Raw genomic sequence first — 12,663 nt, 5'->3', positions numbered from 1 at the left:
TTCCGTTTATGTAGGTTAAAAGGAAGATTTTTACGCTTGTTTTTAGTGAAAAGGTTTTCGGTAGCCATTGTATGGCAAGCGGAAAGGGAGCGTTGGCGCGAGATCACACTCTGAAGAGGCGGCAATGTGAGCGGGATCACCGGGTTACATCAGGTTACATAAGATTGGTTTTAAGTAATATTTTACTTTTCGTTGCTCGCCAATCTGGCAGGGCAGGTGTGCAGGTATTGGTGGGGCGTCAGGCCGAACTCCTGTTTGAAGCGGGCGGCAAAGCGGCTGGGGGAGTCATAACCGCAGGCGAGGGCGACCTCCAGAGGGGTCAAGCCCTGTTGCAACAGGTTGAGGGCGTGGCTCATGCGTACCTGAGCCAGCAACTGGCGAAAGCTGCGACCTTCGGCGGCCAGCTTGCGCACCATGGAGGCGCGGCTCATGGAGAAGTGGGGGGCCACCGCCTCCAGGGTGTGGTCGATTCCGGGTTCCACCGCCAGGTAGCGTGCCAGCCGCTCTGCGAGGGTCATGGTGCTGGCGGGAAAGAGCAATCCGAGGGCGTTGGCGGCCCGCAGCTCGGCATAGAAGCCGCGCAGCAGTTCGGCCTGGGTCGCCTCGCTCAGCCCCCGTTCGGCCATGGTGCTGATGAGCTCAAAGCAGAAGGCGAGCCCGGGGGTGACCTTGACGGCAGGTTCCTCCAGATCGGCGTGGGAAGGGGCTGACTCGGCCAGCCATTCTGGTGGCGGCGGAGTGAGCAGCGTGATGGCGTGGGAGCGAAACTTGCCCTGCTCCGGCTGATTGACGAAGGTGAGCTGGTGGCCTGCCGGGATCAGCAGCCATCGCTCCCTGTCAAACGACAGACGTCGCTCGCGCCACCATAGTTGCTTGCTCCCCTGGGTGACCCAGATAAGGGTCGGGGCATAGATGAGCACCCGATGCAGGGGCTGCTGGCGGATCCCGAGATAGTGGCTCTGTTGCAGCAGGGGAGTGCTCATCCGTTTGGCTCCTAGGGGGTGACGAAGGTGGCGGTCAGGGTGGCCTTGCCGAGCGCCATACTATTGAGCATGTAGCCTACCATAGCCGGCGGGGTATCGGCCTTCACCTCGAGATCATGGGGCAGTGCCCAGGCGGTGAACTGATAGCGGTGCATGCCGTGACCTGCGGGTGGGCAGGGGCCGCCGTAACCCTGGCTGCCAAAGTCGGTGCGGATCTCCAATCCCTGCTTGAGTTTGCCGGAGGCATTGCTGGCCAGCTCGCTCTGGGTGGCAGGCAGGTTAACCACCAGCCAGTGCCACCAACCGCTGCCGGTAGGGGCATCGGGGTCATAGGCGGTGATGGCAACACTCTTGGTGCCTGCCGGCAGATCCTGCCAGCTAAGTTGGGGCGAGTGGTTGTCGCCGCTGCAGCCAAAGCCGTTGAAGCTGAACTGTTTGTCCATCAGCTGGCCTTCGTGAATATCTGTGCTCTTCAGGGTCATGGCAAAGGCTGGCATGGCCGTCAGGCAGAGCAGTGGCAACAGGGCACTCTGTTTTAGCAATTTCATCGGGTGACTCCTCGTGTGGTAACGGGTTCACTTTAGCGAGAGTAGGGCATAATATTATTGCAGAACGGCTCAATGTGAGCTCGAATGGTGAGTTAATTGAGCCTTTTGGTGGTTTTATGGCAAGAAGGTAAACGGCAGCCATAAAAAAACCGGCATCAGGGATGCCGGTTTTTTGTTTGACGATGAGAAGTGCGGCTTAGCGCAGGATCATCTCGTCACGGCCCGGGCCGACGGAAACCATCGGAACCGGTACGCCGAGCAGCTCTTCGATACGCAGCACGTACTGCTGGGCCGCTTTGGGCAGCTCTTCGAAGGTGCGGCAGCCGGTGATGTCTTCGCTCCAGCTTTCCATCTGCTCGTAAACCGGCTTCAGGGCAGCGGTTTGCGGCCAAATCGGGTTCTCGGTGTGGGCACCTTCGTAGGCCACGCAGATCTTCAGATCCGGCAGACCGGTCAGGCAGTCCAGCTTGGTCAGGGCCACTTCGGTGGCGGCTTGCAGCTCGACACCGTTCTTGGTGGCGACAGCATCGAAGTAACCGACATCACGGGGACGGCCAGTGGTGGCACCGAACTCGTTGGTGATCTTGCGGAATTCGTCCTGGTTCTCCATGGCGGTCAGCAGGGTGCCGGTACCGACAGAGGAGCTGAATGCCTTGGCCACAGCGATGACGCGCTCCGGGCGCAGACCCGGCAGACCGCCACCGATACCGGCGTAGGCGCCAGATACGTGGGAGGAGGTGACCCAAGGGTATTCGCCGTAGATCAGGTCACGGCCAGCGCCCAACTGCGCTTCGAACAGCAGGGTCTTGCCTTCGGCTTGAAGCGCTTTGAGCGGCATGCTGACGTTGCACACGGCGTCGATCCAGGGTGCAGAGACTTCCAGCAGCCAGTCAGCCATCTCCTGGGCAGTCTGGGTGAATTCGAAGGAAGGGTAGATAGCCTTCATCTGCGGCAGTTTCCAGTCCAGCATGAACTGGATGCGCTCGACCAGTACGTCCGGCTGTTTCAGCCAGCCGACCAAGATCGCTTTCTTCATGACGCGATCGCCGTAGGCAGGGGCGATGCCCTGACGGGTGGAGCCATAGGCGCCATCACCCAGACGTTGCTCTTCCAGGGTATCTTCCAGTGCGTGCAGCGGCAGGCAGAGGGTTGCGCGGTCAGAGATGGCCAGCTTCGGAGTCACGCCGGAGGCTTTGACTTCGTCGAGCTCGACGGTCAGTTTCTCGGGGCTGATCACCATGCCCGGGCCGAGGACAACCAGACAATCCGGGTTGAATACGCCACTCGGAACCTGGTGCAGCTTGAAGGTGCCAAGGTCGTTGACCACGGTGTGGCCAGCGTTGTTGCCGCCCTGGAAGCGAATGCTGGCGCCAGCTTGACCTGCCAGATAATCCACGATGCGGCCTTTGCCTTCATCACCCCAGTTAGCACCTACGACTACGATAGACGACATGACTCTTTCTCCTAAGACGTTAGGCGTCCATCCTAGGAGCCTGATGCGGATTAGAAAAATTAATTATCTTTATAATTCCGATAAGAGAACCATATAATTATGGCCAATTAAGCGGCAAACTGCTCGATTTTGCCTGACAAGCCCCGCACCTCGCGGGTTGAGGGACTCTTATGCTGGATATTCACTGGCTGCAAACCTTTGTCACTCTGGCCCGATTGCAACATTTTGGCCAGACCGCCACCGAGCTGCACATGACCCAGCCCAATGTCAGCCTGCATATCAAGCGGCTGGAGCAGGCGACTCGGGTGCGGCTGATCGAGCGCAGCCCGTTTCGCCTGACTCAGGCAGGAGAGCGGCTGCTGCAAAGCGCCGAGCGCACCATTGCCGAGTTGCAGCTCTGCCAGTCCGACCTCAATGCCCTCAACCAGCTCAGCCAAGGGACGCTGGCCATCGCCGCCAGCGACATTATCTCCCGCCTGCTGCTAATCCAGCCGTTCCAGCGCTTCAAGCGGGAGTTCCCCGGCATCGACCTCACCCTGTTCAACACCACTTCGGATCAGGCCGCCGAGCTGGTCAAGGCGGGCAAGGCGGATCTGGGCTTCGTCATGGCGCAAAAGCGCAGCGAGCCGCTCTTCTATACCGAGCTGCAACAGGTGACCTGGTGCGCCCTGGGGCACGGCCTTGCCCGCTGGCAGGCACGGGCGGTGGCGGGGGAGAGCGACCCCCTCGACGAGCCGACCCTGATCCTGCTCGGTCACGACACCCGCACCCGGGCGCTGATCGACCCGTCCCTGCCGCTGCTGGCCTTGCCCCCCTGTCGCATCATGGAGGTGGGCAGCGTGGACGCCCAGCTGGATTGGGCCGAGGCGGGCTTTGGTGTCGCCATCGTGCCGGACTTCTCCCTGCATCCGCGCCTCAACCTCACCGCGCCGGTCACCAGCCTCGGCGACTTTCCCGGTACCAGTCTGGGTTATGTGGTGCGCCAGAATCAGGTGTTGTCGCGGGCCATCAAGCAGTTGCTGCACTGGGTGGAGGAGGAGATCCAGAAGCCCAATCCCTATCTGACCCGGGTGATAGAGCCGTAGCGGGGCGGCAAGGTGAGCAGGCCTATCGGGGTGACTGTGCCGCTCTCAATTGCGTCACTATCGAACGCGCGTAAACAATCAGGGCAGCCGAAGCTGCCCTGATGCATTTGTGGGCGCTGAGCACTCAGGGCTGCAGCGGGGTGGCTGCGCTAGGGGCTGGGGAGGGAGGTGTATCGGTTTTATCCTGCGGTGGGGTTTCGTCAGCAACCGCGCTGCTGGCAGGCTGGGTTGCCTGCTCTTGCGACGAAGTTGCCGCAGAGGCGCTTTGTGGCCACTGAGTCGAAGCGGCTGCCGATGGTGATGGAACCGTTGACGCTGCGGCCGAAGGGGCCACGCTCTGACCCTCAGTGGTCGGCGTAGCAGTGAGTTCGGGGGTGACCTCAAGTGCCTCTTCGGGCAAGGGATTAACCTCTGTGGCTTCTGTTGCCACTGCGGCACTGCTGGTGGCGGTTGCGTCAGAGGGCGCTTCAAGGGGGGCAGTCGTCCCGTTGGCGGCACTCACCGGCTCTGTCGTGGGCGCCGCCTCCGAGGCCGATGGCGCTGGTGTTAACGGCTCCGGTGTCAGCTGTTCCGCTGTTAACTGCTCGGGAGTCAGTGACAAGGGAGCTGGCGGTTGATCCGACATCCCAGCATGGAGGGGCAGCTCGGTTTGCGCCTGCAACTGCTCGGGGGTCACCTTGCTCAGGGCAGGATGCAGCCGACTGAACTGTTTGACCCGGGCCAGCAGGGTATCGCGCACGGTTCGGACGATGGGGTCCGGCAGGCTGGCCAGCGCCACCAGTTCGGCACTCATCCCGATGTTGTTGATGGCAGTAGTCTGCCCCGGATAGAGGTTGGCGGCGATGCGGCTGCGCTGGTAGTAGGGGGGCTGCTTGAGCAGCGTGTCGATCTGCTCCCCTTCGATGGGGATGAGGCGCACCTTGCAGCGGCTGATTAGATCGCCGACCGCCAGACTGGGGTGACCGGCCACCACAAAAGCGGCATCCAGCGAGCCATCGCAGAGTCCTTCCAGCGGTTCGCTGTCCGACTTGAGTTGATAGGCAGCAAACTGCCCGGGTTGCCATCCCATGGCTGCCATCAGGGCCTGGCTGGTGATCTGCTCACCGGCGCCCTTGTTGCCCGGATAGACCCGCTTCCCTTCGATATCTGCCAGGGTGGTGATGCCGCTATTGGGGGCGGCCAGCAGGGTCAACGACTCCTGATAGAGGCGAAACAGGCTGCGCAGCTCATTGTTGGCCCCCTGCCCACTGAAGGGGCCGGTGCCGTGCAGGGCGTGGTGCAACACATCGGACTGCACCAGCGCCAGCTGTACGTCCCCCTTGTCGAGTGCCTTGAGGTTGGCCATCGAGCCACGGGTGCTCTGCACGGTGCAGCTGTCCCCATGCAGGGCATGGCCGGCATTGAGCACCCGGCAGATGGCGCCACCGGTCGGGTAGTAGACCCCGTTGAGCGGGCCCGTTCCGATAGTCAGCGCCTGGCTGCCAAAGGGGAGCAGCGCAGAGAGTGCACAGAGGGGGAGCAGAAGGTGATGCAAGATCCGTAGAGACATAATTGACCGTTGACTGAGTTGACCGCTGGCTGATGACACAGGGGAAAAGGGATGGGGCTTGCCCATCCCGTTGCTGGCTGATCAGGGCTTGTTGTGGTTGAGGATTGCCCGCTCCATCCGCGCCAGTGCGTCGGTCAGTCGTGTCCTGGTGCAGCCAAAGTTGAGCCGCACAAACTGACCATCGCCAAACTGAGCGCCGGGGGAGGGACCAACGCCGGCCTGCTCGAAGAAGGCGATGGGATCGGCAAGGCCAAGGCCGCTCACATCAATCCAGGCCAGATACGTCGCCTGATGGTTGGCCAGCTTGACGCCGGGCCAGCGGGCAACCGCCTGCTGGATCAGGTCCAGATTGGCCGCCAGATAGTCGAGTTGCTCGGTCAGCCACTGTTCGCCACCCTCATAGGCCGCTTCGGCGGCGACAAAGCCCAGCAGGTTGACGTCGGCGCTGATGCCGCGCATCGCCTGTTGCAGCCTGAAGCGCAGACGGGCGTTGGGGATAATGGCGAAGGAGCAGCAGAGACCAGCGATATTGAAGGTCTTGCTCGGGGCCATCATCACCGCGCAGCGCTCGGCTGCTTGTGCACTGATGGCGCCGTAGGGAATGTGGCGGGCATTCTTATCCAGCAGCAGATCGCAGTGGATTTCATCGGAGCAGATCACCAGATTGTGGCGCGCAGCGATGGCATCGATGGCCAGCAGCTCGTCACGGGTGAAGATGGTGCCGCCCGGGTTGTGGGGATTGCAGAGCAGCAGCAGATCTGCGGCGGGGGCCTGACGCTCCAGCTCTTCAAGATCCAGCACCCAGCGACCGGCTTCTTCAATCATCGGCACGGTGAGCAGGGGACGATCATTGAAGCCCGGCGCCTGCAGGAAGGGGTAGTAGACCGGCTTGGGAGTGATGATACCGCGGCCATGCTGGCTCCACGCCTTGCAGGCTAGGTTGAGCCCCGGCACCACGCCCGGCAGGAATACCAGCCATTCGGGCTCGATGGCCCAGCCATAGCGGGTCGCCATCCGTTCGATAATGAGTTCGATCAGGCGCGGCGAGGGGCGTGAATAGCCGAAAATGCCGTGGGCGACCCGTTTGGTCAACGCCTCAATCACGGACGGGGGGGAGACAAAGTCGGTATCGGCAACCCACATGGGCAGCACATCCTGACCCTTGTACTTGTCCCATTTCAGGCTCATGGTGCCACTGCGGTCTACTTCCTGATCAAAATCAAACATGCGAACTCCTTGTGCTGGCAGGATGGGCTTTCACTCTACGGGGTCGCGGCCTCCCTCGCAAGGCGCACACCTGCTTATGCATCCTTGAGCCCGCTCTTGATAGTGACATAAGATAGGCGCCGAATTTTCATACGGCTGCCGCTCGTTAGCCCGTATCGTCCCTCCAATCAGTGGTAAACCTATGAGCTTGTCGATAGCGGCGGTCAAACGCCCTGACCCCGTCTCTCTTTCATTTCTTGCCGTGACCTTTATGACCGGCGTCGCGGTGGCACTGCAGGTGCCTACCTTAAGTCTGTTTCTGGCCGAGGAGGTGCAGGTGCGCCCCTTTCTGGTCGGGCTCTTCTATACCATCAATGCTGTGGTGGGCATTCTGGTCAGCCAGTGGCTGGGCCACCGCTCCGACAACAAGGGGGATCGCAAGCGACTGATCCTGCGCTGCTGTTTTGCCGGAGTGGCGCTCTCCTTGCTGTTTGCCTGGAACCGCAACTACTGGCTGCTGGCGAGTCTGGGGGTGATGCTGGCGGCGCTGGCGGCCACGGCCAGTCCCCAGCTGTTTGCGCTGGCGCGGGAGTACTCCGACAGCCGCAACCGGCGGGCTGACATGTTCAGCTCGGTGATGCGGGCCCAGTTTTCGCTGGCCTGGGTCATAGGTCCGCCCATCGCCTTCGCGCTGGCCATCGGCTACGGTTTCGAGCTGATGTACCTGGCCTCGGCACTGGCCTACCTGCTCTGTGCTCTGGTGGTGTGGCGCTGGCTGCCCTCTCTGCCACTGCCCAAGCTGGCTGAAGAGATCGAGCGGGTCAGCAGCTGGCGGGATCCGGCGGTGCGGGCACTCTTTATCGCCTCCACCCTGATGTGGACCTGCAACAGCATGTACCTCATCAATATGCCGCTCTACATCACTCGCGAGCTCGGGATGGATGAGAAGCTTGCCGGTATCCTGATGGGCACGGCAGCGGCGCTGGAGATCCCCTTCATGCTGCTGGCGGGTTACTACACGGCGCGCTTTGGCAAGCGCCCCATGATGTTGCTGGCGGTGCTGGCTGGCGCGGCCTTTTACACAGGTCTGGTGACCCTCACCGATCAATACGCCCTGATCGCTTTGCAACTGTTCAACGCCATCTTCATCGGTATCGTGGCGGGGATCGGCATGTCCTATTTTCAGGATCTGATGCCGGGGCGGGCCGGGGTGGCGACCACCCTGTTTGCCAACAGCATCCGCACCGGCTCCATCATGGCAGGGGCCATCGCCGGTGTGGTGGCGGAGGTGTGGAGTTTCCACGGGGTCTTTATGGTGGCGCTGGGATTGGCACTGGTGGCACTGGCCGCCAGCTGGCGGGTGCCCAACGTCTGACGGGGGGCTGGCTGTTATTTGTCGTGCCGGGGCTGGGCGTGCGGGAGAGGCGATGATTCGCCCTGATATTCGTTGCGCAGGCAGCGCAGCAGCAGCTCGGTCGCTGGGCCGAGGGATTCGGGGGAGAGGGTCAGCAGGTAGGTGTAGAGGTGGCGCTCGTTGCCGCTCTCCAGATCCAGCTGTATGAGCGAACCTTCCGCCAGCTCCCGCTCTACCAGATGGCGCGGCAGCCAGGCATAGCCGAGGCCGAGGCTCAGCATGGCGAGCACTTCGTGGTAGTGGGTCGCCTTCCAGCCGGTGTCATCTGCATCGTTCCAGTCCACCGAGCGGTGAATGGGGGGATGAAGGCTGATCTGGTTGTGGCTGGTCAGCACATCGCTGCGGATGGGCCCCTCCTCCTGTGCCAGCGGATGGCTGGCGGCGCAGAGAGGCAGCAGGCACACCTCGTCCAGCAGCAGACCGGTGCGATCGCCGGGCAGGTGCTCGGAGAGCATCAGATCCCCCGGTTGCAAGGCGTTGAAGTGGCAGTGAATGCGTTCGTGCAGGTTGACCCGGCAACCCCGGCTGCGGGGGTAGAAGCTGGCTAGCGCCCGATAGAGGCGAGCCCTTGGCTGCAGCGCCGAGACATAGAGGTTGATCTGCGGCTCCCACTGCCGCTCCAGGTTGTTGGCCAGATTCTCCAGCTCTTCCACCTGCTGGCTCAACTGACGGGCCCGCTTGAGGAAGATCTCGCCCGCTGGGGTCAGCACCGCCTTGCGGCCGCGCACCTCCAGCAAGGGCACCCCCAGACTCTGCTGCAACTTTGCAACCGCATGATTGAGGGAGGACTGGCTCTTGTTCAGCGCCTCGGCCGCCTGGGCGTAGCCGCCGCAGTCGACCACCGCCTGAAAGATCCGCCATTGCTCAAACGTGCTCTTGGGACGAAACATAGTTCAACCTGATTGGAGATAGGATGGTCAGTGGTTCGAACAGGGTGCCTGTGCCCCCTATTCAATTTAACCCCTGCCGCACAACACTCTGGGTATTTTATTGATTTATTTGGGCTGGGCCACGCAACTTGTTTATTTTGGCTGAGCCACAAAGGTCTGGCCGGTTTTGCCGCGGCTGTCCGACCCCATTAGGTAGAGGTAGAGCGGCATCAGGTCGGCCGGAGTCTTGAGGTTCATGGGATCTTCCGCCGGGAAGGCGCTGGCGCGCATCTTGGTGCGGGTGCCGCCCGGATTGAGGGTATTGACCCGCACACCGGTGTTCTCAAGCTCGTCGGCCAGCACTTCCATCATCCCCTCGATGGCAAATTTGGAGATGGCATAGGTGCCCCAGTAGGCGCGCCCCTTGCGTCCCACGCTGGAGGAGGTGTAGACGATGGAGGCATCGCCCTGCGTCTTGGCAGTCTGGCGCAGCAGTGGCAGCAGCGCCTGGGTCAGCAGGAATTCCGATTTGACGTTGACCTGCATCACCTCGTCCCACTCCTTCTCCTGAATGTGTTCAAACGGAGAGAGGGTGCCAAGCAGACCGGCGTTGAACAGCACGCCGTCGAGGCGGCCAAACTGCTGGGCGAAGGTTTCGGCCATGCCGCGGTAGTGGGCGGCGGTGGCCCCTTTCAGATCCACCGGCACGATGGCGGGCAGCGGATAACCGGCCGCTTCAATCTGGTCATACACGGCTTCGAGTTTGGCGCTGGTGCGGCCGAGCAGGATCACGGTGGCACCGTGAGCGGCGTATGTGAGGGCGGCTTCGCGGCCGATCCCGTCGCCGGCACCGGTGACCAGAATGACTTTATCCTTGAGCAGATCGCGGGGCGCCTGATAATCGAGCATGACAACTCCTGTTAACAAATTCCGGCCATAAGTGCATGGCAATCGGCGCCAAGTGTACTGATCCGCGCGCCTGTTTGACCAGCCAGCGGCAAGAAAAATGTGAAGAAAATAGAGAGGTTGTGATGCTCGGGTTGGTTTTTCCTGGCACTGGCTGCGATTTTTTGCGCGCCTCCATCAAACTCCCTAGAATGTGACGAAAACCGATCCATTCTGGAGTCCATCGTGACATTTCTGACCGAATATGGCCTGTTTTTGGCCAAGACAGTGACCTTCCTGCTGGCCATCGGCGCCATCATCCTGATGATTGTGAGCACTCGCCAGCCGAAAGCGCGCAAGGGGGAGCTGGTGGTGACCGATCTCTCGAGCGAGCTGGAGCAGGGGCAATTTGCCCTCAAGAGCGCGCTCGTAAGCAAGGCCGAGCGCAAGGTGCTGGAAAAGCAGCAGAAAGAGGAGCAGAAAAAGCGCGCCAAGGCGGGTGATGAGCGCAGTCGCCTGTTTGTGCTCGATTTCAACGGTAGCATGGATGCCAAAGAGGTGGCCTCCCTGCGCGAGGAGGTGAGCGCGGTGATCGGCGTCGCCCAGCCCGGCGACGAGGTACTGCTGCGGCTCGAATCCGGTGGCGGCGTGGTGCATGGCTACGGCTTGGCCGCTTCCCAGTTGCAGCGACTGCGCGATCGTGACATCAAGCTCACCGTGGCTATCGACAAGGTGGCGGCGAGCGGCGGCTACATGATGGCCTGCGTGGCGGACAAGATCCTGGCTGCCCCCTTTGCCATCGTCGGCTCCATCGGGGTGATCGCCCAGATGCCGAACTTCAACAAGTTGTTGAAAAAGCACGATATCGAATTCGAGATGCACTCCGCCGGTCAGTACAAGCGCACTATCACCATGTTCGGCGAGAACGACGATCTGGGGCGCGAGAAGTTTCGCGAGGAGCTGGCGGCGATCCACGAGCGCTTCAAGGCCTTTGTGGCCGAACACCGCCCGCAACTCGATATCGATCAGGTCACGACCGGCGAGCACTGGCTGGCGAGTCAGGCCAAGGGGCTGGGATTGGTGGATACCCTCTGCACCAGTGATGACTATCTGCTGGCGCAGGCCAGCCACCACAAGGTGATCGGCATCAGCTATCGCAAGCCAAAAAGCCTGACCCAGAAGCTGGGGCAGCAGGGCGCTCAGGCGCTGGAAGCCGGACTGGGGCGTCTGTGGCAGCAGAGCCCCTGGCGCTAGCCCGAGGGAAATCCCGCGATAAAAAGGCCAGCCGATGCCCATCGGCTGGCCTTTTTGCATCCGGTTGCACCTTGTCGGTGAGCGAGGGTTGTTTCTATTGAGGCCCTCTGTTACAACTGAATGCTTTCCCCGTTTATGACAGGATCTTGTGGTAAGAGCTGCGGGGCATGGAGCATAGCGATGTCATGGAGCACCTTCAGGCAATTTACCCCGCTGGTCTGGATCGTCATTCTGGGCACCTTCATGGTGCGTACCAGCTACTACATGGTGTGGCCCTTCCTCTCCATTCTGCTCTATCGGGAGTATGACCTTTCGGCCACCTTCATCGGCCTGTTGCTGGGTGGCTCGATGGCCCTCTCTACCCTGGTCAGTTTTTACGGCGGCTGGCTCTCTGATCGCTTCGGGCGGCGCAGCATACTGCTGGCCGGTTGTCTGGTGGCGATGCTCTGTTTCGGCCTGCTCGGCTTCTCCCATGCGGTGTTCTGGCTTGGGGTCGGGGTGATGGGTAGCGGCCTCTCGTCGGGGCTCATCGATGCCCCCGGTAAGGCGTTGATGGCCGACAGTCTGGCCTCGGCCAAGGCGAGGGAGCTGGCACTGCACCTGCGCTATTTTCTGCTCAACCTGGGGGCCGCGTTGGGGCCGCTGCTCGGGGTGACCCTCGGGATCAACGCCCAGCAGGAGACCTTCCTGTTTCTGGTGGTGAGCTATTTGCTGCTGGCGCTGGCATTTGGCTGGGGATTTCGCCGGGCTGGCAGCACAGGCAAGCCGGGTGCTGCTGGCCCCGGACTGCGGGATGCCATCAAGGTGTTGCTGGCGGATCGCGCCTTCCTGCTACTGGTGATGGCCAATCTCCTGATGGTGCTGGTCTACTCCCAGTTTCACTCGCCGCTGGTGCAATACCTGACCCGGGCCGGTATGCCGCAGGTGGCCGAGCTGGTTGCCCTGCTGGTGGCGACCAATGCCCTGACCGTGGTGCTGCTGCAGTTTCCGCTGCTGCGGTTGTTGTCACGCTGGCCGGTGCGGGTGCGGCTTCATATCGGCATGGCGCTCTTTTTGGCGGCCCAGCTGCTCTTCGCGCTGGGGGACCCGATGGTGCGCAGCCACTGGTTTGGCGCCGTGCTGTTGCTCAGCATTGGCGAGACCATCCTCTTCCCCCTGCTCAACGTGCTGATCGACCAGATGGCCCCCACCCACCTCAAGGGGAGCTACTTTGGTGCCAGCGCACTGGCCGGGTTGGGAGGGGCTGCCGGCGCCCTGCTGGGAGGCTGGCTCCTCGAGCAGTGGAGCGGGCAGTTGCTCTATGTGCTGATGGCGCTGCTTTGTGTGGCGATTTTTGCGCTTTATGAGTGGGGTGCCAGAGTACAGCGTTCCGCTGTGGCCACGTCTGTGGTTGAGCGGAGCTGACCCAGTTAATGCG

11 protein-coding genes are annotated in these 12,663 nt (G+C 61.7%); 4 read left to right on the top strand and 7 right to left on the bottom strand.

Annotated features, from left to right (window positions below):
• Positions 1–182: 182 nt before the first annotated feature.
• The 3 genes from AB5Y71_RS06830 to AB5Y71_RS06820 all read right to left on the bottom strand — a co-directional run bounded on the left by AB5Y71_RS06830 (position 183) and on the right by AB5Y71_RS06820 (position 2,984).
• A complete protein-coding gene (locus AB5Y71_RS06830) occupies positions 183–983 on the bottom strand; it encodes an AraC family transcriptional regulator (protein WP_042054529.1) in 801 nt (266 codons plus the stop codon).
• An 11-nt stretch (positions 984–994) separates the two neighbouring features.
• Positions 995–1,531, bottom strand: coding sequence for a YbhB/YbcL family Raf kinase inhibitor-like protein (locus AB5Y71_RS06825; protein WP_005353872.1), 537 nt, complete (start codon positions 1,529–1,531; stop codon positions 995–997).
• 196 nt (positions 1,532–1,727) lie between these two features.
• A complete protein-coding gene (locus AB5Y71_RS06820; RefSeq protein WP_005334922.1) occupies positions 1,728–2,984 on the bottom strand; it encodes an adenylosuccinate synthetase in 1,257 nt (418 codons plus the stop codon).
• 170 nt (positions 2,985–3,154) lie between these two features.
• On the opposite strand from AB5Y71_RS06820, the gene AB5Y71_RS06815 reads away from it, so the two are divergent.
• Positions 3,155–4,069, top strand: coding sequence for a LysR family transcriptional regulator (locus tag AB5Y71_RS06815; protein ID WP_042658174.1), 915 nt, complete (start codon positions 3,155–3,157; stop codon positions 4,067–4,069).
• Positions 4,070–4,193: 124 nt separating this feature from the next.
• On the opposite strand, the gene AB5Y71_RS06810 is transcribed toward AB5Y71_RS06815, so the two are convergent.
• Positions 4,194–5,618 (bottom strand): TAXI family TRAP transporter solute-binding subunit, encoded by a 1,425-nt coding sequence (locus tag AB5Y71_RS06810; protein WP_368171263.1) that lies wholly within the window; start codon positions 5,616–5,618, stop codon positions 4,194–4,196.
• A gap of 81 nt (positions 5,619–5,699) precedes the next feature.
• Positions 5,700–6,845 (bottom strand): MalY/PatB family protein, encoded by a 1,146-nt coding sequence (locus tag AB5Y71_RS06805; protein WP_368171262.1) that lies wholly within the window; start codon positions 6,843–6,845, stop codon positions 5,700–5,702.
• A 181-nt stretch (positions 6,846–7,026) separates the two neighbouring features.
• Between AB5Y71_RS06805 and AB5Y71_RS06800 the strand changes: the two genes are divergently transcribed.
• Complete coding sequence (locus tag AB5Y71_RS06800; protein WP_181223005.1) at positions 7,027–8,199, top strand: MFS transporter; 1,173 nt, start codon at positions 7,027–7,029, stop codon at positions 8,197–8,199.
• Between the two features lie 14 nt (positions 8,200–8,213).
• On the opposite strand, the gene AB5Y71_RS06795 is transcribed toward AB5Y71_RS06800, so the two are convergent.
• Complete coding sequence (locus tag AB5Y71_RS06795) at positions 8,214–9,128, bottom strand: LysR family transcriptional regulator (protein WP_216953095.1); 915 nt, start codon at positions 9,126–9,128, stop codon at positions 8,214–8,216.
• Positions 9,129–9,260: 132 nt separating this feature from the next.
• On the bottom strand, positions 9,261–10,016 hold the full coding sequence (locus tag AB5Y71_RS06790) for a YciK family oxidoreductase (protein ID WP_040069067.1): 756 nt from the start codon (positions 10,014–10,016) through the stop codon (positions 9,261–9,263).
• Positions 10,017–10,238: 222 nt separating this feature from the next.
• Between AB5Y71_RS06790 and sohB the strand changes: the two genes are divergently transcribed.
• Both sohB and AB5Y71_RS06780 read left to right on the top strand, forming a co-directional pair.
• On the top strand, positions 10,239–11,246 hold the full coding sequence (gene sohB / locus AB5Y71_RS06785) for a protease SohB (RefSeq protein WP_368171261.1): 1,008 nt from the start codon (positions 10,239–10,241) through the stop codon (positions 11,244–11,246).
• A 180-nt stretch (positions 11,247–11,426) separates the two neighbouring features.
• Positions 11,427–12,650, top strand: coding sequence for an MFS transporter (locus tag AB5Y71_RS06780; RefSeq protein ID WP_368171260.1), 1,224 nt, complete (start codon positions 11,427–11,429; stop codon positions 12,648–12,650).
• The last annotated feature ends 13 nt before the right edge of the window (positions 12,651–12,663 follow it).

Origin of the sequence: Aeromonas sp. R9-2, assembly GCF_040908025.1 — a bacterium.
GTDB classification, from domain to species: domain Bacteria; phylum Pseudomonadota; class Gammaproteobacteria; order Enterobacterales; family Aeromonadaceae; genus Aeromonas; species Aeromonas veronii.
This window is presented reverse-complemented; position numbering and strand designations above follow the sequence as displayed.

Coding starts and splice junctions, on each gene's coding strand:
- AB5Y71_RS06830 (WP_042054529.1), bottom strand. CDS start 983: ATGAGCACTCCCCTGCTGCAACAGAGCCACTATCTCGGGATCCGCCAG.
- AB5Y71_RS06825 (WP_005353872.1), bottom strand. CDS start 1,531: ATGAAATTGCTAAAACAGAGTGCCCTGTTGCCACTGCTCTGCCTGACG.
- AB5Y71_RS06820 (WP_005334922.1), bottom strand. CDS start 2,984: ATGTCGTCTATCGTAGTCGTAGGTGCTAACTGGGGTGATGAAGGCAAA.
- AB5Y71_RS06815 (WP_042658174.1), top strand. CDS start 3,155: ATGCTGGATATTCACTGGCTGCAAACCTTTGTCACTCTGGCCCGATTG.
- AB5Y71_RS06810 (WP_368171263.1), bottom strand. CDS start 5,618: ATGTCTCTACGGATCTTGCATCACCTTCTGCTCCCCCTCTGTGCACTC.
- AB5Y71_RS06805 (WP_368171262.1), bottom strand. CDS start 6,845: ATGTTTGATTTTGATCAGGAAGTAGACCGCAGTGGCACCATGAGCCTG.
- AB5Y71_RS06800 (WP_181223005.1), top strand. CDS start 7,027: ATGAGCTTGTCGATAGCGGCGGTCAAACGCCCTGACCCCGTCTCTCTT.
- AB5Y71_RS06795 (WP_216953095.1), bottom strand. CDS start 9,128: ATGTTTCGTCCCAAGAGCACGTTTGAGCAATGGCGGATCTTTCAGGCG.
- AB5Y71_RS06790 (WP_040069067.1), bottom strand. CDS start 10,016: ATGCTCGATTATCAGGCGCCCCGCGATCTGCTCAAGGATAAAGTCATT.
- AB5Y71_RS06780 (WP_368171260.1), top strand. CDS start 11,427: ATGTCATGGAGCACCTTCAGGCAATTTACCCCGCTGGTCTGGATCGTC.